Raw genomic sequence first — 22,021 nt, forward strand, 5'->3', positions numbered from 1 at the left:
CCTTGCTTACCATAAATTTTGGAGCTTGATAGACACTTATAACAACTTGTTTTTTATATATATCAATAGTTCCTCAAGAGACATAAGCCAACTTCTTTGTTCTTTCTTGTAGCTTTCATGTAACGCTTGGGGTAATACCAACTGCACTCTATTACTTTGCATTTCTTTAGTCTGATTTTCGCTGATCCCTGGCTCTAGGGTAAATAAATGTTTTGTGGGGATACGAGCAGCTTCCGTTAGTACTTGCCTCCAGCGATCTTTACATGTTGATTTGACACCGAGCATTACCAGTGCCTGTGTAGGAAAGCTCTGATCATGATAGGCTTCTATGTTTGGAAACAAAAAATCAGGTTTCGATTTGTTTTCAGTTATTCTGTTTCGTGAGTAAGTTATTGAGTGAGACTTAAAAATTTCCTCTAAATGATTTTCTAAGGCATAGCCGACGCGAGCCTTTCTACGATTTTGCACACTTAGAGAGAATTGAATGAATCCATCAACATCTACCGCGTTGTCATGTAAAAAACCTTCTTTCAATCTCATGGAGACAACATGTCGTTCTAGTCGTCTGAATAGTTTTTCTTCCTGTTCAATCCACTGTAATAGTGTCTTATCCGGTTCTTCCCGAGGCCGTGCATTTTTAATTGAACTACGTGCAAGTAATGAAAATTCTGAAGTAGATGGAAATCCTTTTTCTAAATAAGGTTCTATTATTGAGTCCAAAAAAAATGTGTCTTTATCTTGAACTTCCACCCCTAGCTCTTGAAGAATATATCGTACCGCAAAATTTACTTCTGGATCGTGACCATCTTCAATAGGCTGATAGGTAAAGTTTGAGCGACACTCTTCAACGCCAAACAACCATAAAATTTGATTCTCAAAAGTACTTCCCTGAGGTACGACGATAACATAAATCTGATCATCTGGTCTTCTAGAAATAATAAGTAAATCTTCCCCTTGAGCTTCATCCATTACTTCGTTAGAGTTAAAATATAGACGATATTCTGAACGGGATGGATGTCTTTCTCTGGCATCGTACCATGTTAATTTCCCTGTTGCTGTTATAGATTCATTATCATCAGAAAGCCTGATAAATTTTGCTTCATAAGTTTTTTTACTATAACCAAATAACTTTCGCAGTGAAAGATTTCCGTTAAACTCATGCTGATTTGAAACTGATGCATCTACTTCTACTGTAGCCAACTTTTTTATTGCGACACCTTCAAAGTATTGCGATAGATAACCAGCCCTCATATGACTCATCTCCATATCTTGATTTTCGCAAGTATTATATTTCTCGTGCATATTGAGCAAGCATTACTATATTTAATACTTAAAAATTTAAAAAAGAAGACAGCATAGTATTGAAGAACTAGCTGTCTTTCGTGTCTAAATTTACATGCATTCTTTAGAGTGCAATCCTTTGCTCTCTTTCATAGGTGGTCACATTAAAATCTATAGTTTTAACTAGTTGTTGGGCTACTGCTTGTACAACCGGGACAGTTACAGCATTCCCAAATTGTTTATAGGCCTGTGTATCAGATACAACAATCTTAAACCATTCAGGAAAGCCCTGTAACCTTGCACATTCTCTAGGGGTAAGTTTCCTAGGGTTTTTTCCTTTTTGAGGAATTAATATTTCTGAACCGTCTTTATAATACCTAGCACTCAATGTTCTGCTTACCCCGCTTAGGTCTACAAGCCCAAAGCCAAAGCCGTTACCTTTAGCTTTATGTTTTCTTGCATACTCTTGCAGATATGTCCAGAGGTTATCAGAAAGGGTATACTTTGGATCCACCTTTTTTTCAAGAATGTCCTTTACACATTTATTGGGATCTGGCAATGTGGGAAATTCAAATAAAAAATTTTCACCATATACATGCTTATCCAAACCTACTATAAAAATCCGTTCTCTATGCTGAGGAACAAAATGTTTTCCGTCTAGAACCTTATAGTATATTAAATAGTTTAGATCTCTAAGAGTGCTTGTAATCACCTTAAAAGTATTTCCTTTATCATGGTTCACCAAGTTTTTCACATTTTCCAACAAGAATGCTTTGGGCCGTTTTTCTTTTATAATTCTAGCAACATCAAAAAATAGAGTACCTTGTGTTTTGTCAAGAAAACCATGTTCTCTCCCCAGGCTTTGTTTTTTAGATACCCCGGCAATTGAAAAAGGTTGGCAGGGAAACCCAGCAAGCAGTATGTCATGATCTGGAATATCTTTTTCGTTAATTTTTGTTATATCACCGAAAGGTAGGTCGCCAAAGTTTTCATAATAAGTTTTTTGACAAAACTTGTCCCATTCACTGGTGAAAACACAATGGCCATTCACGTTTTCAAAAGCTATTCTCATTCCACCTATACCGGCAAAAAGATCTATAAAGCGAAAGGAATATTCTTTCTGTAGATAATCTGTATCTTTATTAAGAAATGAATATAACGACAGTTGCTCCTTTAGCGAATATTCAAGGAGAGTTGTGACATATTCCTGAACTGTCTTTCTGTTTTTTGCAGATGCTTCCTTTAATAGCCTATGTATATCATCAGAAACTTTAATATGAATCTGTTTACCCATCTAAAAAACCTCAAATCTCTAGGTATTTCTTATACCTATTCTAGGATATTTTACCCAGAGATTCAAGATTACTCTCTTGTTTTTTGGAACAAATGTTTCAGAGTTGACATTCTTTGCAGACAAGTGCTGGTTTGCAAACCTGTCTATTTATTCTATTAGACCATAATTGTAAGCTTTAAAGTCATGGAAAGGCGTAAGATGGTATGCTAATTCAATAAAGCAACTATTTATGATTGTTTTTTACTCTAAGCTTGTTATTTTCATGAAGGAACACCTCAAAAGAACAGTTTCTTATCGGAGTTAGGGACTATAAATTAAATCATTATGATCAGGAATGAACCCATAATTAATCATGTAAAAGGACTGAAAAAATGCATGTCAACTTTTCCTCCTTTCCATTGCGATAAGCCTTGGTGTGATTCACGAAGAGTATGGCATAGTCCTCTTACTTATCGGAAGCACCACTTACCCCAATCCTCACTTTCGTAGTGGTGGAAAAAAAGCGCTAAGGGTCACTGCTTCTGTGACAACTTCAATTGATCTTCCTTCCAATTGATGAAGGAGTATATCAAAGTTCTTGAAGATTACATTTCCCACTTGGTCGGTATACCAAATGTAATAGGAAGAGCCTTCTTTTGTCCGGATGTGCAAGCCTCCATTTTTTGAAGACTCAAGAAGCAGTGCGCTTCCAACTATCCTGGCACTCTGAGCCGGATTGCTGCCAAACAAGGCCGACGCTTTCGTTCCCCAGAGAAGCCACTTTGGTGGTATTAAGCGAGCTTGTTGAATATAGTCGATATCGTCATAGGAGATGGTATGCTTGCCTGTAAGGGTCATGATCTGTAAGCTCTCCCGATGGACAATTACACGAAATACTCCATAGTAGACAGCGTAAAATACCATGATACCGGCCAATACTGCCAATGACCAAAATAGTAGTGAAAAGAAGAAGTACCTTGTGGCCGCCTCGACAGCGCCTCCGATGATAAAAAGCGGCAGAGAGAAAAAGAAGAGAAAGAAGATGACGGAGAATAAATCCAAAAGGATCTGCCTCGATCGGAATAGAGTCACTTTCGTTGGTCTGCTTCTGGGCCAGGGTAGGACGATATAAGAGAAAAGACCTATGAGAATGAGCCAAGGACTGTATGTACGGTAAGGATAGGCAAAGCCTGTTGGAATCTCACTGACGGTATCACCGATGCCACGAATCTCATAAGGTTTGCTCTGGTAGACCATCAAATAGTCAGCAGACTGGCCCAGCTTCAGGTAGCTTCTATCTTCAAAGGGCAAAGAATCTTCCAAGTACGTCCAAGGAACCTCGTCGCTATGAAAAAAGAGCCAGTAAAGAGTTGTATCGTTGGAAAAAGGATCGTTCACCCGGTGTTCCCACCCCTCAACGGCTCTTCTTGCTAGAAAGGAATGCTGTACCTTCTGAAAAAAATCTTCCCATTGAGGACCTTCTACGACAGTTACTCTTCCCTTTGTAGTCTCTGCAACGTACTCTTCCAGCGGAAGTTGAGCTAGGGTTTTCTGCTCCTCCGTCCACTGCCTCATAGTCCGCTGATCTGCTTCAAAGTCAACAAGTTGGACTTTGAGATAGGGTTCGAAGTGAGTTGTGAAGTATAACCAAAGAGCCCCCAGAAGGAATGTTAACAAAAGTAAGCGCCGCATGATTTCTTTAAGACTTTCCCCTCTGATTTCCATCATCTCCCCCCCTTTTCCAAAAAATATCCCTCGAACGAGAGGTACTCAAGGAGCCTCTGCAAAACAAAGTATCCCTTTCTGTACATTTCCTTACAATTATATCATATTCTAAGTATCAGCCAGGATAATCCATCCTGGACATAAAAAGAACCCCATCCGTTGCATTGTCGAGGTTTCAGACCCATGAAAAAGCTCAAAAGGATGATCGCGATTCTGTCGATGGAGATGAAGAGCCTGTATTAAATTAAATTGCCTTTGCCTGTTATACGTCACAAGGTGACCTTACCCTTTTCTACTCCTTTTTCTCAGGCACGCTTACTTTTAGCCTGTGACATAAGCGCCGCAAAAGCATTAACGGCTTGATCATCCATGCCTTCAAGCAGATGCGCATAGACCGAATGAGTGATCGATGGATTCGCGTGACCTACTCTGCCGCTAATGGTAGTTATAGGTACACCCGCTTTGATTAAAATACTAACGTGGCTGTGGCGTAACCCATGAAAGGTCGTCGCAATCCCCGCCTTTTTCATCTTTTGGCTGAATAAGGACGACAAAGCACCCGGTATAATCGGCGAACCATCGCCCATAGTAAATACTAGATCGTGACTGCTAGCCCATGCTCCACCTGTGCTCCACCGCCGCGCCTTCTCTTGTTCTATCCGGTGTTCTTTCAAGAACGCCACAAGCTCTGGATCAATCCCTATCGTGCGCCGTGCCGCTTTAGTCTTTGGCGTGGTGAAAAGGGGCTCGCCGTCGTCATTAAAATATCGGTAGGCTTTTTCTATCCTGATTTTAGCGCCCTCTAAGTCCACACAATCCCATGTAAGACCTAGAACCTCCGTTAATCGTGCGCCCGTATGAAAAGCGACCTTTGCTGGACCATAAATATATGACCCTTTTAAGAGGTCAAACAGTCGGCCTATTTCATTTTCTGAAAGAATATCAATCTCTTTTCTCTCCTGCCGTGGAATTTTTGCCCCCTCTGTTGGATTCTTTTTGATTAATCCTGTTTCAACGGCACGTTTTAGAGCGAACCTCAAAAACCGTATAACGTATTTAATTGTGGTCGGCGATAACTCGCCGCCCTTTTCTTTTTTGTTTCCCCTTGTCTTCAATTGCTCAATTAACCGCTGAACATCTAAGGGGCCTAACTTCTGCAATGGTATGTCGCCTATCGCGGGCACTATATGGCAATCTATTACATTACGATATTTTCTAGCTGTGGCCACGCTCACTGTGTCTTCATGTTCTTGTAACCATGACTCTAAGAACTCGGCTAGAGTTGTCTTTTGTGGCTCAATCCAAGTTCCACCATCTATTTCTTGCAACATCTCGCGAAGCTTCTTTTCTACTTCTCGCTTCTTCATCATTCCAGGGTAAGTTAAAGACTTTTGTCGCCGCTTACCCTCTGGACCTTTCGGAAGGTCTATAATGACCCGCCATGACGTGCTTCTCTTACCTTCGACCTTCTTGATGCTACCTTTTGCCATTTTTTAGGACTCCCTTCGGAAAAAGGACCTCATAGGATGCCTTGTAGTCGACGATTTTTAATCCCCTAAGGTTATTGTAACTAATCTCCGCGAATGCCTCTGTAAGGCCTTCTATAGGTCATTGTAGCGTTTTGCCCTTTTTTTCGCTCTTGAGTTCATAAAAACTATAAAATGACCCTGTAATCCCTCGTCGCTTGTCTCTAATCAATCTCATAATATTTTATTATATCGCGTGGCAATGTTCAATAAAATAAGGTGATATATTTGTTAGATATTTTGATTACATTGCAAAGCGATAAGCTGATATACATAGGTTTGTGGCTTTAATTGATAGAATATTTAATTCTATAACTTACTACCTAATAAAAAAACCAACCATAGCTGTTTGCGCAACTTACCTGGTTGGTTTGTCGGTCATTATTTAATTATTTAATTATTCTATCATTTATATTTTGAAATTCTAGTGATATCCCTGCTCCCCAAAAGGTTGCAACTTATTCAGCCACTTCTGTTCAAGAGCTTTTAGTTCTTTTGCATCATCTTGGTCCGGTAGTAATTCTGTGTGCTCTACCTTTTCTAAGACTTCCAACAAAAACTGGTCGGCGCCGTAGTCATTCCAATCCTTTTGTAACTTACTGTTGCGATGAACGCCTTGATTTAATAAAAAGCGATTCTTGTTAAAGACGGCATCTAAATTTCTGCTGGACTCAAGATAGACTTTGCCGTTTGTTACGTTTTTTATCTGAATAATTCCCATTTCTCGCTTCGTTTCTTTGTACTCTCGTTTTACTTGAGAGCGTCTTTCTTTTTCCATTGTATTTCTATTACCTCCTTTCACCCAGTAAGCGCTACCGTCAAGCGTTCGTTCCATTAAGCCATAATCAACAAAGTAACGGCGAATCAATGCATAGTCGGGGTAGATTGCTTTCAAGATATCGTTGATTTCTTTCTCGCTATACTGACGCTCTGGATCAAACTTCTTAATCAGATAATTGAGAAGCATAATGCGGTCTTTTTCTTTTGTCGGGAACCGCTTCAAAGTTCCGTCGATTCCATCTGAAAAATAACGATTCAGGCCACTTTGTTTTGTTTTTTCTTCTTCTTTAGTAACTGTTCCAGTTTGATCTTTTAAGAGTTCCATCAAGGTTAAAAAAACTTTGGCTTGTCGTTCTTTTTCTTTTAAGTTAAAACGATGGTTTCTTATGGTTGAAGTGCTACCACCAATTTGCTCACTGATTAATTTGTCATTATAACCTTCATAAAATAAAGTAAGTATTTTTTTCTGCTGTTCTGTAATGCCGCTATGCTTTTTATCTAATTCTAGGAGAACATGGAACATGGAACCGTGCTCATGGAGTACATGCAATTCTGCCCTTTTTTCTGCATCAAAAAATTGATCGCCTAGTGGAAAAATCTCTCCTTTTACAAATGAAGTTCCACAAATAAGGCAAGCAAAAGCTTTGTTTTGACTGTCCCAACGATAGCCTTTTTTTAGCTCATCTATAGAGGCATCCCATAAAGATTCATAAGGTTTCATAGATACACTCCTTGTACGTTTGTTTATCTATAGATATTCTACATCTTTGTCTGGGTTTTTGTCAAATTTATCTGAGTTATAACTTTAATTGGCGAGCTTCACAAATGAAAAAAGCCCAGCAAATGTGCAGAGCTTTTTTATCCCATCAAGGTTAACGGAATAGTAATGATGGCTATAGAAGATGAGGTTACCATTGATACATTAAAACTTCAAAAATAACCTGTGCGATCAAAGTTTTCAAAAGGAATAAAGCCGTTCCATGCAAAAAAACTAGAGATTTATAAGGCTATCTTTTTCATAAATCCATTATATCCTCAGCAGTAGATCTACTCACCTTGCTTGCCAATAACAATAGAGTATAATGGACTTGCCATAGTTTGCTGAAAATGAGGTGAATAATCCATTGGCTCACTTAACAGTTCGTTCAGGATACAAAAAACTAGAAGAAAGACTCAATCTATTCCCACAGGGTGCACCACCCTCAGAAAGTCTTTATAAGATATTAGCAGTTCTTTTTCATGAAAATGAAGCGAATCTTGTTTCCCAGTTGCCTATTCGTCCTTTTACGGTGAAAAAAGCGGCCTCTATCTGGAAAAAAAGTGAAGCGGAAGCGCAGAAGATTTTAAATGACTTAGCTAGTCGTGCTCTCTTGCTTGATATTGTTCAAGGTGAAGAGCAACAATATGTCTTGCCGCCTCCGATGGCTGGTTTTTTTGAGTTCGCCTTTATGCGTTCACGAGGCGATCTTGATCAAAAGCTATTAAGCGAACTTTTTCACCAGTATATTAATGTAGAAGAAGACTTTATTAAGGATCTTTTCCTTGGGAGTGAGACACGGCTCGGTCGTGTTTTCGTGCAGGAAGCTGTATTAACGAATGACAATGCACTTCATATTCTTGATTACGAACGGGCCAGTTATATTATTAAGTCTGCTACAACGATTGCTGTGGGATTATGTTATTGCCGACACAAAATGGAGCATTTAGGTAAAAATTGTTCTGCCCCTATGAGCAATTGCATGACTTTTGGCAATACTGCTTCTTCTCTGATTAAGCATGGACATGCAAGAGCAATTTCCCCATCTGAAGGACTTGCCTTGCTCCAAGAAGCTTACGAACATAATCTTGTGCAATGCGGTGAAAATGTACGAGAAGAAGTTAGCTTTCTTTGTAATTGTTGTGGTTGTTGCTGTGAAGGATTAATTGCTGTTCGCAAGTTTGGAATGCTACAGCCTATTCATACGACTAACTATCTTCCAAAGATCAACGAAAAAGAATGCAACGGTTGTGGTCGCTGTGCCAAAGTATGTCCTATTGAAGCGATACAGATGACTTCTCAATCTTTAGATGAAAGAAAAAAAGCCAAGATAGATGAAAGTATCTGTCTTGGCTGTGCTGTCTGTATTCGTTGCTGTCCTACAAAATGTCTTATTCTAAAAGAGCGGCCTCAGCGTATTATTACGCCTGTTAACTCAGTTCATCGTATTGTTCTATCAGCCATTGAACGAGGAAAGCTACAAAACTTAATTTTTGATAATCAGGCTTTGCAAAGTCATCGTTCTATGGCTGCCATCTTATCTGTAATTTTACAGCTTCCTCCGATGAAGCAGTTGATGGCGAGTAAAGAGTTGAGATCTCGTTATTTAGAGCGATTGCTTAGTAAATCCTAGCTCATCTCAGGCTTAAAAGTTTAGTCCTAATTAAAGCAGTCTATGATTGCCTAAGGCACATGTAAAGTGATGAACAAGCACGAGACTAGCGCTGGTTTCAGAGGGTGGGAGCAGAGAGCACACTATGGTACAATATTGGAAAATAAGTCTAAGAAATGAGGAAAAGCTACCATGACCAATGCTCAGCAAAGCTGGCTGGCCAATACGGAACAAGTCCGTTGGGTCGCCCAATACGGTATATCTTCTGCTCCCTTACCAGCGACGATCACTCTCCGCGATTGGCCCGAAGAAATTAAGCAAAATCTATTCTCTAAGGATGACTTAGGGCCAAGTCAAAACCTCTTTCTGGCCGCTCTGGTTTTAGCCGGTGCTTTCGCAGAAAAAATTGAAGGAGCTCAGGGACAGAGGAACGAGCACTTCCTTTTTGTCCTGTCGCACACTCTATTTAACGAGAACAGTCAGATTGACTTAGAAAAAAAGGGACTTACTAAATTTAATGGCGCCCATAACCCTAAGCTGGATAAAAGCTGGCCTGGACCGACGGCTGCTTTTTTTGATATGTGGAAAGAAGCTTCTCAAGAAGGAGCTCCTATGGATGCTTGGATGAATGAACTTTTCTGGTCCGTCAATATGGACATTACGCTTATCTCCAAAAAAGAAGGAGCTGAAAAACACAGCAACCTACCGCTGGGCATCCTGATTAATGAAACCAGTAAAGCCGCTTATGTTATTCAAGCCCATGAAAAAGCCCAAAAGGATGATCGCGATTCTGTCGATGGAGATGAAGAGCCTGTATTAAATTAAGCATCCTTTGCCAACACTCTTGTAAAGGCTACGAATAATGAAAAACAGTCCAGCAAATGTGCTGGACTGTTTTATATCTCTGCTATTTATAATTTTCTTCTGGCAAGCTTAGTACTTATCTCATCAAGAAGGCTCTTCACAAGCAATGCTACTGATTTAGGCGGTAGCAATCAGCGACTCAATTGTCACTGTCACTACTAAAGTTGTGTTTGCTTGTCCTTTTTGGAATGTCAAGGTCGCTTTCTCTGTTACTGCTTGACCTGTCTCATTCAGCTTAGCAAAGGTTACTACTCCATTAGCAAGAGCTAGATACTCAGCTACAGCATCACCATTGGAGGCATTCACCGCTGTTACGGTTACAGATAGATCTTGATTTGCTTCTTGTTCTTGCTGGTCTTTTAATGCTTTTACTGTATCAGTTACATCATCATTTTCTTTTACAGTATTGTCTAGCATTACATGATCTTTATACTTATCTCTCACGGCATCTACTATTTCTTGGTCAGTTGGATCAGTGGGAACTACTGGAGTTGAGGGAGAGGGAGTAACTGGAGTTGGACTAGAGGAAAACACTGGAGCGGTAATCACTGGAGCAGGCATCCGCTAAACGTTAGATGGGGTGGAGAAAATTTCTGCCGCATCGGTGCTAATCTTAGCCAGTAATGTTTTAAACTCCTCCATGCTTTCTGTCTTCTTAATATCTTCCAGCAGTTGCTGAGGCACCTGCTGTCGGGTTTGGTCTAGCTGACTCCAATAGTACTAACTCTACCCGAGTCTGCGGTAATCGTTCTTCTAACTGAGTAGCAAGTATTATTTTTGTTTCTACTTCAACCTCTATATAGGCTACAGGAATATCCTCAACGAGGTTGTCTTTTTCCCAGTCATCCACATCCATTACATTAAGGGGGTCCGGTTGTGGTGGCGGATCTTGGTCACTGCGACCACTTAAGCCAACGATTCCTTCATACACTCGCACACTGGTGTCCCCTAGGTCTCCCACTCTAACCATAAAGCCTGTTCCCCGCACTCCTGCAACTGCTGAAGGGGTGTTTACTTCAAAGCGGAAGTATTGCTTGGTGCTTTCTGGCACTTTGCTCCACACTTCCCCCCTATTAGTATGTAAGATAGTAATGTCTCTTGTTGCTGTGCTAGACAACTGGCTAATTTCTATCTGGGAATTGGGGGCTATTCGACTCACACTACCGTTGAGAAAGCTTAGTTCGGCTAGGCCGTCTTTGTTGGTTATGATGCGGTCACCAGATTGAAGTGTCATTCCTTGTTTGGCGGGCAAAGCGGTTGTTTTTCCCACTGTTTGAACTAATACAGACCCTTCTAGTAAGCTAAGTACTGCTTGGGTTGTTTATTTCAACAAAAAAGCTTGTTGACCTGCCTGATTTACAGACTTAGTCAACAAGCTGAAAGCATTCTTTTATCTGTTGCGCCTATCTATCTGTCTAGTTTGGATTTAATATCGCTTGATGGGGTATGTAGTACTCTCGAAAACTTCCTGTGTAATATAGATCCTCTATCTCCCATTCAAGAGAGCCATTGCTATGTAAGATTAAGCTTGCCGTCCCTTCAGCGTCACCATAACCACTTTTCCATCTTACAGAAGCTTTGTTCGGACCAATTATTTCTCCATTGATGGTTATATCATCATAAGAAGAATCGAGTCGATTGCCAAAGCCTGAGTAAGCAAAGTGTTCACCAAATACCTTGTTGTCATGCTGTACTAAGTCCAAGGCAAACCCCCAACCTGCCTGATCATCAGCATAAGACCAGGTGCCAGTGAATTCGTTTGTGGAGATTATGGGAGCTTGCTGATTGGCCATATTAACTATCACGGCATTTCTAGTTGAATCCCATGTAACAGTAGCACCGAGTGCTTCCGCTAGAGGTCGTGCTGGTACATAAGTACGCTCATTTATTATGAGTGGCTTGTAATCAAAATGGTCTGTAATGTCTGTACCATTAACTACGAGCCTTACTTGAGATCCTGCCATTGACAGGGTCGCAAAGAATAGAGAGCCAATTAAAATACCGAGAAGTAAGTAAAAAATCCTAGATTTTATCATTGCGTCATCCCCCTTTTTCTTAACTTGTCCTAAACTTGAAAGTTATGTCCCAAATGATATCATTTGGGACGTTGCCTACCTTGTTTTGTTAGCAAGGTACTTCCTCATTGGCATTGACTTTCCTTAACAGACTATTAGCAAATTGGTTATTTTATACTTTTTTACAGTATATTATCCGAAAAGTCCAAACCATTGGAGACTTTGCTTAAATCGCTTGCCATCCCATTTCAGTACAGAAATCAGATCACCTAAACCATCGGCGCGGTATCTACCGTATACTCGCTGATAAGCCAACAATTCATAGATGCCGTCTCGATCAAAGTCAACAGCATAAAGGCCACCAAGAGGACTAACAGCACCTTCTATTGGTGCTTTTAGCTTTCCATTTTCGTCGTAGATTTCTGATAAGTATTCTTGTCCTTTGTTGCGAATGTCAATGAGGTAGCTACTGTTGCCATTTATGCTTTTTACGCTAACCTGATAATAGTCTAGGTATCTTATGTCGTACTTGTACTGCTCGTTAAACCTTTCAAAGTCAAAAAGTTTTCTAGCCCGATTATTCAAAAAGGAGAATACATAATCATAAGTAAAAGCGCCAGAACCGCCAGAGTTAATGGCAACTTGAATGTCATTTACACCATCGCCAGTAAAATCTCCCAAAAAAAGAGTTGGGTTAAATCCAGCCCTTTCTTGCAAAGGAATACTGTATTGCCTTGATGTTCTGCCATCTTGAACGATTAATGCTATATTGTCGATAAAAGGGCTGTCCGGATAAGGCTGTGCACCAGTTATATAAACTTGATCAGGTACACCATCACCATTGACATCACCAACTTGATAAGCAAAAATCTTTCTAGGTTGCCTCTTCTGAGGATCTATATTGGCCTTGTTAGAGGAAGGGAACATTAAAAAACCTCCTTCACACATAAACTCTAATATTTTATGATGCGAAGGAGGTTTTTGACATGCTTACTTTTTGAGGGCTGTTAGGCCATAGAACACATCGGCAAAAGATTCTTCTATAATTATGTCAAATCCGGCTTTTTGAAGTAGATCTTTAGTCTCTGCTTTGCTAATTCTATGATGAACTGGCGGGCCTACTTCCATTTCTTTTGCTTCAAATTCAATAATGGCAATTTTTCCTGCACTTTGCAAGATGCGGCTGACTTCTTGTAGCATTCGATTCTTGTCTTGTACTTCGTGAAGAACATTTACCATTAAGGCGAAGGTTACTGATTGATTGGGCAATTTAAGGTCGTACTCTTCGGTTTTTATTGTAATGAGGTTGGCTAATTCTACTTCTTTGGCTTTTTGCTCTACTTCGTCAAGCATTTCTTGTAGAATGTCTAAGCCGTAGACTTTGTTATTTTTTTGCTTAACTAGTTGGCCTGCCGGGATAGTGAAGTAGCCGATACCACAACCAATGTCGGCCATTGTATCGTTTGTCGTTAGGCCTAGTTTTTCTAAAGTTGATGTTGATGGTAGCACTTCTCTTCTCCAGGGGTTGTCGAGTTTGCTTTTGTTGATGGGGGAGAATTTGTGGGTCATGAGACTGCCTCCTTATAATATAGTAATAATTATTTCAGGCTCTCCTTCAGGCAAGCTGGACATTCATCTTATCAAGAAGGTCTTGATAAGTAAAAATAACTATTCCACAACAAACGCTTTCATACCTTCGTCAACGTTTGCTCTAGCATAGGTGGTCAACTTTTTTGTTGACAAAACAAGTCGATTCAATACAAATGAATTTATAATTATAAACTATCAAATTAATTGTGATCTTCTAAAGTACCATGAAATCGATTGAACTACTTTTCCTACCCTAGCCTATCAATTCGCTACGATAGGTACAAACGGTCCTATCGTCAATAAAAACATAGCAATATAACAAAGTGAAAGCCGCTGAACTTTAGAACGGAAGTTCAGTGGCTTTTATTATGCGTTATTGCGTTGCATTTTTACTCAAATGTTCATAATTTGCACATTTCTTTACTGTACAGTAAGAGGGCCTGTTCAAATGTAAAGAATCCCAAAAAGGAGGGATTAGCTTGGTAGAACTATTTTCTTTTGGCCCTTTTTCTGTTCATTTTTTCGGTGTCACCATTGCGGCAGGAATGATAGCTGCTCTTTATTTGGCAACTCAAGAAGCAAAAAGAGTCAATTTATCGGAAGATGCTATTTTTGATGTGGTTTTATATTCTCTCCTCGGTGGAATTATCGGTGCTCGTCTTCTCTATATCCTGGTCTATGATCCAGTTTACTATCTTACAAATCCCTTCGAAGTCTTTCGGATTCAAGCGGGTGGGTTGTCCATTCATGGGGGTATCCTTGGAGGCTTTTTTTTGGGTCTATGGCGTGCACTCCGAAACAAACTTGATGTTTGGCACGTTGCAGATCTGCTTGCTCCCGCTTTAATACTCGGTCAAGCTATTGGTAGAATTGGTTGCGATGTCTTTGGTGTTCCTATGGACAAGCCTTTTTTTTGGGGTGTCGAGCAAAATGGTCAAATAGTTCATCCAGTACAGGCCTATGAGCTAACACTCAATTATCTTCTCTTTGCTTGGCTTTGGACAAAAAGAAAATCTATTCATTATAAGGGCCAAATTTTTGTTCATTATCTAATTGGCTTCTCTGCAATTAGAAGTATTGTAGAACTCTTCCGAATGAATCCTGAAGTTTTAGGTCTTTTATCTGTATCCCATCTTTTAAGTTTTGTCGGTATTTTGACGGGTCTCTTATTGCAACAGTATCTTAAGAAAAGATATCCCCTGATGACACGTGAGCATATTCCTACGTCTTTGACAAGAACCATTGGGATTACGTTTTTGCTCATTATAATTTCAACAGGATTGTACTACTTTGTACAAGGATAGCCTGCAATGATAAATACTCATTTACTCACCTATCTCACGTAACGCTTCAACATTGATGATTCGAATAGTCTCCAAATGAAAGTCAATTAAGCCTTCCTCACGCATGCGAGCCATCTCTCTAGACATAGATGGCCGGGAGACATTTAGAAAGTCCGCTAACTCGTTCCGTTTCATAGGCAGGCGAAATGTAGTTGCACCGGTTTTTCGATACTGTTCTAGGAAATAAGTGCTAAGTTTCCCTCGCATGCTCTTAATCGTCAAGTATTCCACTTTTTTGTTCAACATCATGGCCTTTTCAGAGATGATTCTGAGCATGTTTTCGATGAGCTTCTGATGCCAAGTACAACTGTTATCACACTGACCGAGTAGTTTTCTCCGAGAAATGAATAATACCTCGCTCTCTTCCTGAGCAATTACAGTAGCTGGCCAGGACGAGTTCTTAGAAAAGACAACCATTTCTCCAAAAAGATCTCCAGGGTTGAGCAATATCATTATGGCTCGATGGCCTGCCGCCGTTTCCTTGAGCACCAAGGCCTCCCCTTTAAGTAAGATGCCAATACTCTCTAAGGGCTCGCCCGCTAAGGCGATGGTGTCGTTCTTTTTATATCGAAAGCTCTTCAAGTCAAGGCAAAAAAGCATTTCATCGATAACCAACGGTTCAATTCCTTGAAAGAGAGCGCATTCGGCTAAAAGATGAGTCTTTTCTGCAAGATTCTTGCAACCATCTTTTTTCTTTTGTCCCATTTTCCCTTGCTCCCTTTTCGGTAGCCATGGCTACCGATTTTTTTACCTAATTTTATTATAGTGTAGATGTAATAACAAGTGATTCGAAGGAGGATATAAGATATGATAAGAAAAGTTGTCACGATTAACGAGGAAAAATGTATTGGATGTGGGCTCTGCACCACCGCCTGTCAGGAAGGTGCTCTTAAACTTATAAATGGAAAAGCAAAACTAGTATCAGAGTCATACTGCGATGGCCTCGGTAACTGTCTCCCTGCTTGCCCTACCGATGCTATCACCTTAGAGGAGCGTAAGGCTGATCCTTTTGATAAAGTTGCCGTGAAACAGCGCAAGGAAGAATTAAAAAAAGCCAGCGAAGTTCCTACTCCTTGTGGCTGTCCTGGAACTCAAGCTCGAGTTTTTGACAGAGTGCCCATGAAAGAAGTAAAGAACTCTCAGGTTAGCGTAAATAAAGGAGAGGCTATCAGCACTGAATCAGAACTGAGACAATGGCCTTGTCAGTTAAAGCTCGTATCCCCAATGGCTCCTTTCTTTAACAATTGCCATCTACTGATTGCCGCCGACTGTACTGCCTTTGCCTATGCTGGGATTCATCAAGACTTCATGAAAAACAAAATTACTTTGATCGGTTGCCCAAAACTAGATGCTGGCGACTATGCTGAGAAACTGACAGAAATCTTAAATGCCCAAGAAATTCAAAGCGTAACGGTTCTACGGATGCAAGTACCTTGTTGTGCAGGAATTGTAAACTCCGTGAAAAAGGCGCTCACTGATAGCGGCAAAGTTATCCCTTGGCAAATTGTTACAATTGGTACGGACGGACGTATCACCAATAGAACGTAACTCGGACAAAAGTGCACGGAGGGACGGTTCTTCTGTACACCTACAGAAGAACCGTCCTTTTGTGTTTGTGTTTACAAAACCTTACCATCTTTAATACGAATCACTCTCTGCGCTTCTTCTGCAATTTCAAGGTTGTTCAATTGTTCCGGAATAGGATGTTAGCTATGAAAGATATACAATTCCGAGTAATATGAATGGACAAAAAAAGACTTCTGTTGAATTCAGAAGTCTTTTCCTAGTCACTAAAAACCAAAATGTGTATTAGTGATTCAATTAAAATTAAGGGTGAAAGAACTATTCCTGAGCAAAAGATTCAGAAAAGGGCATGAAAAACCCTTGTGGATGATCACATACATTACAAATCTTAGGCGCGGCTTTGCCTACATGAATATTACCACATACAGTACACATCCAGGCAATTTCTTCTTCCTTCTTGAATATGGATCCATTCTCTATTTCATCAGCTAGTCTACCAAATCTATCGGCATGAGTTTTTTCAACAGCTGCTACGCCCTCAAAGACATGCGCAATTTCTGCAAAGCCCTCTTCTCTTGCTACCTTACCGAAACTCTTATATACTTCGTCCCATTCTTCTAACTCATTATGCTGAGCGGCCCTGAGAGCTTTAACAGTGTCATCATACAAATCAACGGGATAAGCTCCAGAAATGCTAATGTTATCACCTGCAAAATCTTTAAGCTTTTGATAGAACAATTTGCCATGAGCCCTTTCCTGGTCTGCTGTATAATCAAAGATAGCTCCGACTACATGAAAGCCTTCTTTTTTGGCGGCAGATGAGGCAATGTTATAGCGGCTTCTGGCCTGACTTTCTCCTGAGAATGCCCTCATTAAATTTTCATAGGTCTTGCTTCCTTTTAAGTTCATGTACATCTCTCCTTTTTTTATGTTTGATAGTTTTCCCGATGGAAAAGAAAGTAAACATGAAAAGTATGCTATCCGAAAAGTCCAAACCATTGGAGAGTTTGCTTAAATTGTTTGCCATCCCATTTCAATACCGAAATCAGATCGCCTAAACCATCGGCGCGGTAATCTTTCTAGGTTGACTCCGTTGAGGAGCTATATAGGTCTTGTTAGAGGAGGTTTTTACCATGATTACTTTTTGAGAGCTGTTAGGCCGTAGAACATATCGGTAAAAGAATCTTCTATAATTATGCTAAATCCGGCTTTTTGAAGTAACTCTTTGGTTTCTGCTTTGTCAATTCTATGATGAACCGGCGGACCCACTTCCATTTCCTTTGCTTCAAATTCAATGATGGCGACTTTTTCACCCTGTTCAACCTTTGCTCTAGCAGAGGTGGTCCTAGGAGTCTTCATGACTCAACAAATCTTTTTCAAAGAATCGATCTGCAACATCTTGTATATTATGTTCTTTTGGCTTTGCATATCTAGGTAGCATTTGTGTTGTAACTAGGCCGGCCTGCTTTTGAATAATTGCCCAATCCTCTTCGCCCTGAACCATGGCTCCAATAAATGTATGGCGCAGAACACTTGTTTTGGTTTTACCGCAATACTTTTCTATGATAGACTGAACGGTGCGCACACTAATACGCTGATTGCGATTGCTCAAGAAAAGGGCTGGATCGTCGTCGCCTCTTTCATTCAAATATTCAGTTATAGCCTTTCTAATTACAGGTCCTATAGCAACTTTCCTAGTTCTTCCCCTTTTTATCTTTTCTATAACTACTGTTCCTCTTTTGTTCTTTTCGTCTATTTTAATATTCCATTTGTTAAGTGCAACTAATTCTGTCGCCGATAAGCCTGCCCCTAGCAATAGGTAAATTACGGCTAGGTCTCTCTTGTTGACGCTTGCTTTCTCTATTAACTCTATCACTTCTTCTTTAGAAAGTGTTTTGGGCGCTATTTGTTTTACATCGGGCAGTTTTATGAGCTTTATTTCTTCTGTTAAGTACTTTCTCTTTATCCATTTGCAATATGCCTTTATAGCATAGAAATGCTTATGTATTGTACCAGGTGCCATTCCCTGTTCTTCTAAGATTCCTAAGTACTTTTGTATATGAATAGCATCAAAGCTTTTTAAGTCTTTAGAATACTCCAATAGAAACTTTTCAAAAATGGCTAGTGTTGATCCGTAAGCTACTTTTGTATCGAAAGATTTCTTCTCTAGACCATACGTGAGGAACTCATCTATATAATTGCTATACACGGCTACGCCCCCTGACTTTACATCTTATTTGCTTATGAAAAAAACTTAATCTATCTCTATCACTTTAACACTATTGCGTAGAATTATACTTCTGCGCAATAGTGTCTCTTTTTCATAATAAGTAAATTTTTTTATTTGTATATACAATTTCTAGCTATTAAAAGGTGGTCCTCTCTTCTTTCTAAGTATTTGTCTCTTTGCTTATAAGGTCCTACCACCTTTCATCATTTATCCCCTAACTTTTTTAACTGTGCAGAAGTATATTTATTATCATCATACTTGTCAATAAGAATGAAGTATAATGGACTGATAGCCGCTTTTTTTGACTATCAGGTCCTATTAATATCACCTAAAAATATATGAGTTGGAGTGAGCTTATTCATGATCACCTATAAGATAGGTAATTCTCTGTACCTTAATATTACCAATGCCTGTACCTGCGACTGCAGTTTTTGCGTTCGCAACAAGCCAGAGGGGCTTTCCTGCGGTATAACGCTTTGGTTAGATCAGGAGCCAACTGTAGAGGAAGTACTTGCAGACATTAAAAAGTGGGATAGCACTGAACTGCATGAGTTTGTCTTCTGTGGATATGGAGAGCCCATGATTCGTACCAATGATGTTCTCGAGATTTGTAAAAGGCTCAAAAAAAACTATTCCCAACCAGTTCGAATCAATACTAATGGGCACGGGAGTTTAATAAGTGGTTATGATATTACGCCAGAACTACATGGTCTAGTCGATTCTATATCGATCAGTTTGAATGCGAAAAATGGCCAGGATTATCAAGCTCTCTGTAAATCTGTTTATGGCGAAGAATCTTATGGGGCTATTATAGATTTCGCAATAAAGTGCAAAAGTTATGTTCCAGAGGTTGTTCTATCGGTAGTTGATGTTTTGCCTGTAGAAGATATTGAAGCTTGCCGTAATTTAGCAGAGAAGATAGGAGTGAACTTTCGAGTTAGGCACTATGGTTGAGAGTTAAGGTCAGTGATGATTATGTTAATATTTTTTAAAAAGACTGGATTATTCTGTTAATCTAGTCCTTTTTTTGTAGAAAAAATAATAACATTTTGCGCAAGAATCGACAAAGTTTTATTGATATATACTGTAGTTTACTCCTTGGAAATTACAAAGTTACATTAATTTCTAATGATAATAAAAATTAGGTAAAAAACATAGGCAATAACCAGAAAGAATCCTTCGAGCTTTCCAATTTCATAGTCTGTTCTTGAAAAGATAAGTAGAGTTATGGTAAGAAATATCATAAATATAATATCTGCAATTATCTCACTATTAACAGCAAGTGGGTGAATGACAGCAGTAGTTCCCAGTACGAAGAAAATATTAAAGATGTTACTGCCCACTATGTTACCTAAAGCAATTTCACTTTCTTTCTTCAGTGCAGCAGTAGTAGAAGTTATTAATTCTGGCAATGACGTACCTATTGCTACTATTGTTAGACCAGCTAAAGTTTGACTCATTCCAAGAGCAAGTGCAATTGCAGTAGCATTCTTTACGACCAACTCTCCACCAAGTATAATTCCGAAAAGACCACCCATAGTAAGTAAAATATTTTTCTTCCATGAAGTAGCCTTCTGTTCCTCACTTTCAACATTCATATTTTTCCGACTATTTAAGGCAACTTCAAATACATAGTACAAGAAAATTGAAAAAAACAGTAAGATAATAAAGCCGTCTCCTCTTGTGAGAAGGTTTTCAGTAGTACCCTGAAGTGGTACATCACTAATCAATATCAGCAAAACGATAGTTGCCAACAAGGCAAAAGGGATTTCTTTTTTTATCGTTTCGCTTTGCACTTTTAAGGGATAAATAAATGCAGCCACTCCCACAACTAATGATGTATTCAAGATATTACTTCCCACAACATTACCGAGGGCAACTCCAGTATTTTCTTCCAACGCGGCAATAATACTGATTGTTGCTTCAGGGGAGCTTGTTCCTAACGATACAATTGTTAAACCTATAATTATGGGAGAAACACGTAAAGCCCGTGCAATATTTGAAGAACCATCAACAAATAAATCAGCGCCTTTGATTAATAAAACAAAGCCTAAGACTAATAAAATATAAGCCACTTTTTGACCTCTCTATCTCTAAACTAATACCATTTTGCACTAATCCGGCAGGATATTATGCACAGTTTTTGTCTGTTAAACGTGCTAGACCATAAGCTTGACGAGCTAAAGACAGAAGCTTTAGACACCTGGTTAAATAAAAAGATATATCTTTAACTGCTGAAATATTTGTACGATTGTTGCGCAAATAAAAAAAAGCCAACGCTTTCAAGCATTGAACCCTTTATCTGGTTATATCGAGCAAAACAGTCCTGTCAAGCTTCTTGGAGCTGACAGGACTGTTTTGCTTATTATTCTAGGATTCCATCTAGATGGAATTTAGTTGGCTAATAGAGGTTCAAGCAGTACAAACTAAGGTAGTCATAGCAATAGCTCATTAATATAACAAGAAATAATCAGCTAGAAAGGCGTCTAAAAGCATATGGAAATATATTACGAGTTAATGCAAAGTATCCTGCACTCCTTTAAGTGGGTCCTCTGGACGCTTGCTACTTTTCTCTTCCACTATCGACAGAATTTCTATCATTGGAGTCTCTGGGTACCTGTGATAGGACTAATTATTTTGACTGTAAATCTACAAATCGCCGAGTTCTATGAAGCACCTGTGGTGCTAACTTCTCTATTTTTTGTTCTTCTTTTTGTGATTCTTACTCATCTCTGGGGCGCCTATTTGCATTTCATTGGCGTAGGAAAAAGAGTTGGTGGTCAAAATGTTAACAACCATATGGTTGGTCCACCTGTTGTTCTCCCTTTGATTGTTGCAACAGTAGCTATCCTTGATTTGTTAAGATTATTGCAGGGAGATGGTCTCTAAATGTCACATTATAGCCATTATCCCGATTACGATGTTCTTTCATTGATTAATGAATGGGATGACCATACCAAAGAAATTGTGCTTAAAAGGCTTGGACCTTTCCCAGAACCACAATTTTTAGAAGAGAAAGAAGTAAAAATGCTCCGTCTCATTGCCAAGCATCTTTGCTATGAAAATAGAGATGATATCATCGATTGGATTATATACTTTTTAGATCAGAGACTAAAAAGCAATATTGGAGAGCATCAACGGAAATCTTCGCTTCCGCAAGAAAAGATTTTGATTCGAGAAGGCTTAAAAGCTACTGATGAAGCAACAGCACAAAAGTATGGTAAAAATTTTATATCTGCTGAAATTAAAGAGCAATTTGAGATTCTTTCTTCTATGCAACAAGGTAAAGCTCCTATGATTCCCCGATGGGATAGCATACTTCAGAAAGAGCTTTTCGATAAATTGCTCGATATTATGATTAGCGCCTATTATTCTCACCCGACCATCTGGTCTGAGATAGGCTACGGAGGTCCAGCTTATCCTAGAGGTTATTATAGAATAGAGCTTGGATGGACTGACCCATGGGAGCCTAGGAGACCTGGCGCAGATAAGAAGTAGGAG

22 protein-coding genes are annotated in these 22,021 nt (G+C 39.4%); 7 read left to right on the top strand and 15 right to left on the bottom strand.

Annotated elements, in window-relative coordinates; genetic code table 11:
* Positions 1-36: 36 nt before the first annotated feature.
* The 5 genes from F9B85_RS00705 to F9B85_RS00725 form a co-directional block, all read right to left on the bottom strand.
* Positions 37-1,251 carry a type II restriction endonuclease gene (locus F9B85_RS00705; RefSeq protein ID WP_151617694.1) on the bottom strand — a complete coding sequence of 405 codons (1,215 nt, stop codon included), beginning with the start codon at positions 1,249-1,251 and terminating at the stop codon, positions 37-39.
* 154 nt (positions 1,252-1,405) lie between these two features.
* Positions 1,406-2,575, bottom strand: coding sequence for a DNA (cytosine-5-)-methyltransferase (gene dcm / locus F9B85_RS00710; protein ID WP_151617695.1), 1,170 nt, complete (start codon positions 2,573-2,575; stop codon positions 1,406-1,408).
* Between the two features lie 477 nt (positions 2,576-3,052).
* Positions 3,053-4,279 (bottom strand): hypothetical protein, encoded by a 1,227-nt coding sequence (locus tag F9B85_RS00715; RefSeq protein WP_151617696.1) that lies wholly within the window; start codon positions 4,277-4,279, stop codon positions 3,053-3,055.
* 305 nt (positions 4,280-4,584) lie between these two features.
* On the bottom strand, positions 4,585-5,769 hold the full coding sequence (locus F9B85_RS00720; RefSeq protein WP_151617697.1) for a site-specific integrase: 1,185 nt from the start codon (positions 5,767-5,769) through the stop codon (positions 4,585-4,587).
* A 460-nt stretch (positions 5,770-6,229) separates the two neighbouring features.
* Positions 6,230-7,306: a DUF2087 domain-containing protein gene (locus F9B85_RS00725; protein ID WP_151617698.1), complete on the bottom strand. Its 1,077-nt coding sequence runs from the start codon at positions 7,304-7,306 to the stop codon at positions 6,230-6,232.
* A 403-nt stretch (positions 7,307-7,709) separates the two neighbouring features.
* On the opposite strand from F9B85_RS00725, the gene F9B85_RS00730 reads away from it, so the two are divergent.
* The gene (locus F9B85_RS00730) at positions 7,710-8,975 is read left to right on the top strand and encodes a 4Fe-4S dicluster domain-containing protein (protein ID WP_151617699.1); all 1,266 of its coding nucleotides are present in this window, start codon (positions 7,710-7,712) and stop codon (positions 8,973-8,975) included.
* Positions 8,976-9,146: 171 nt separating this feature from the next.
* Entirely contained in the window at positions 9,147-9,779 is a 633-nt protein-coding gene (locus F9B85_RS00735) for a hypothetical protein (protein ID WP_151617700.1), read from the top strand.
* Positions 9,780-9,935: 156 nt separating this feature from the next.
* Here F9B85_RS00735 and F9B85_RS00740 read toward each other — a convergent pair whose 3' ends face one another.
* The 5 genes from F9B85_RS00740 to F9B85_RS00760 all read right to left on the bottom strand — a co-directional run bounded on the left by F9B85_RS00740 (position 9,936) and on the right by F9B85_RS00760 (position 13,402).
* Positions 9,936-10,367: a hypothetical protein gene (locus F9B85_RS00740; protein WP_151617701.1), complete on the bottom strand. Its 432-nt coding sequence runs from the start codon at positions 10,365-10,367 to the stop codon at positions 9,936-9,938.
* 106 nt (positions 10,368-10,473) lie between these two features.
* Entirely contained in the window at positions 10,474-11,070 is a 597-nt protein-coding gene (locus tag F9B85_RS00745) for a FecR family protein (RefSeq protein WP_151617702.1), read from the bottom strand.
* A gap of 163 nt (positions 11,071-11,233) precedes the next feature.
* On the bottom strand, positions 11,234-11,854 hold the full coding sequence (locus tag F9B85_RS00750; RefSeq protein ID WP_151617703.1) for a copper amine oxidase N-terminal domain-containing protein: 621 nt from the start codon (positions 11,852-11,854) through the stop codon (positions 11,234-11,236).
* Positions 11,855-12,025: 171 nt separating this feature from the next.
* Positions 12,026-12,760, bottom strand: coding sequence for a VCBS repeat-containing protein (locus F9B85_RS00755; RefSeq protein ID WP_151617704.1), 735 nt, complete (start codon positions 12,758-12,760; stop codon positions 12,026-12,028).
* Positions 12,761-12,823: 63 nt separating this feature from the next.
* Entirely contained in the window at positions 12,824-13,402 is a 579-nt protein-coding gene (locus tag F9B85_RS00760; protein ID WP_151617705.1) for a class I SAM-dependent methyltransferase, read from the bottom strand.
* 500 nt (positions 13,403-13,902) lie between these two features.
* On the opposite strand from F9B85_RS00760, the gene lgt reads away from it, so the two are divergent.
* Positions 13,903-14,727, top strand: a complete 825-nt coding sequence (gene lgt, locus F9B85_RS00765) for a prolipoprotein diacylglyceryl transferase (protein ID WP_170270059.1) — start codon at positions 13,903-13,905, stop codon at positions 14,725-14,727.
* Between the two features lie 21 nt (positions 14,728-14,748).
* On the opposite strand, the gene F9B85_RS00770 is transcribed toward lgt, so the two are convergent.
* Positions 14,749-15,471, bottom strand: a complete 723-nt coding sequence (locus F9B85_RS00770; RefSeq protein ID WP_151617707.1) for a Crp/Fnr family transcriptional regulator — start codon at positions 15,469-15,471, stop codon at positions 14,749-14,751.
* Positions 15,472-15,573: 102 nt separating this feature from the next.
* Between F9B85_RS00770 and F9B85_RS00775 the strand changes: the two genes are divergently transcribed.
* Complete coding sequence (locus F9B85_RS00775; protein ID WP_151617708.1) at positions 15,574-16,314, top strand: ATP-binding protein; 741 nt, start codon at positions 15,574-15,576, stop codon at positions 16,312-16,314.
* 294 nt (positions 16,315-16,608) lie between these two features.
* On the opposite strand, the gene rbr is transcribed toward F9B85_RS00775, so the two are convergent.
* From rbr to F9B85_RS00790, 3 genes are all read right to left on the bottom strand, one after another.
* Entirely contained in the window at positions 16,609-17,199 is a 591-nt protein-coding gene (rbr, locus tag F9B85_RS00780) for a rubrerythrin (protein WP_151617709.1), read from the bottom strand.
* A gap of 228 nt (positions 17,200-17,427) precedes the next feature.
* Positions 17,428-17,649, bottom strand: a complete 222-nt coding sequence (locus F9B85_RS00785) for a hypothetical protein (protein WP_151617710.1) — start codon at positions 17,647-17,649, stop codon at positions 17,428-17,430.
* Positions 17,636-18,499 carry a tyrosine-type recombinase/integrase gene (locus tag F9B85_RS00790; protein WP_151617711.1) on the bottom strand — a complete coding sequence of 288 codons (864 nt, stop codon included), beginning with the start codon at positions 18,497-18,499 and terminating at the stop codon, positions 17,636-17,638. Before F9B85_RS00790 ends, F9B85_RS00785 begins: the two co-directional genes overlap by 14 nt.
* Before the next feature lie 381 nt (positions 18,500-18,880).
* On the opposite strand from F9B85_RS00790, the gene F9B85_RS00795 reads away from it, so the two are divergent.
* A complete protein-coding gene (locus F9B85_RS00795; RefSeq protein ID WP_151617712.1) occupies positions 18,881-19,474 on the top strand; it encodes a TatD family nuclease-associated radical SAM protein in 594 nt (197 codons plus the stop codon).
* 164 nt (positions 19,475-19,638) lie between these two features.
* On the opposite strand, the gene F9B85_RS00800 is transcribed toward F9B85_RS00795, so the two are convergent.
* The gene (locus tag F9B85_RS00800) at positions 19,639-20,595 is read right to left on the bottom strand and encodes a calcium/sodium antiporter (protein ID WP_151617713.1); all 957 of its coding nucleotides are present in this window, start codon (positions 20,593-20,595) and stop codon (positions 19,639-19,641) included.
* Between the two features lie 421 nt (positions 20,596-21,016).
* Here F9B85_RS00800 and F9B85_RS00805 point away from each other — a divergent pair, with 421 nt between their 5' ends.
* Positions 21,017-21,409: a hypothetical protein gene (locus F9B85_RS00805; RefSeq protein WP_151617714.1), complete on the top strand. Its 393-nt coding sequence runs from the start codon at positions 21,017-21,019 to the stop codon at positions 21,407-21,409.
* On the top strand, positions 21,410-22,018 hold the full coding sequence (locus tag F9B85_RS00810) for a gluconate 2-dehydrogenase subunit 3 family protein (RefSeq protein WP_151617715.1): 609 nt from the start codon (positions 21,410-21,412) through the stop codon (positions 22,016-22,018).
* Positions 22,019-22,021: the final 3 nt, after the last annotated feature.

Origin of the sequence: Heliorestis acidaminivorans, assembly GCF_008933955.1 — a bacterium.
Classification (GTDB): Bacteria; Bacillota; Desulfitobacteriia; order Heliobacteriales; family Heliobacteriaceae; genus Heliorestis; species Heliorestis acidaminivorans.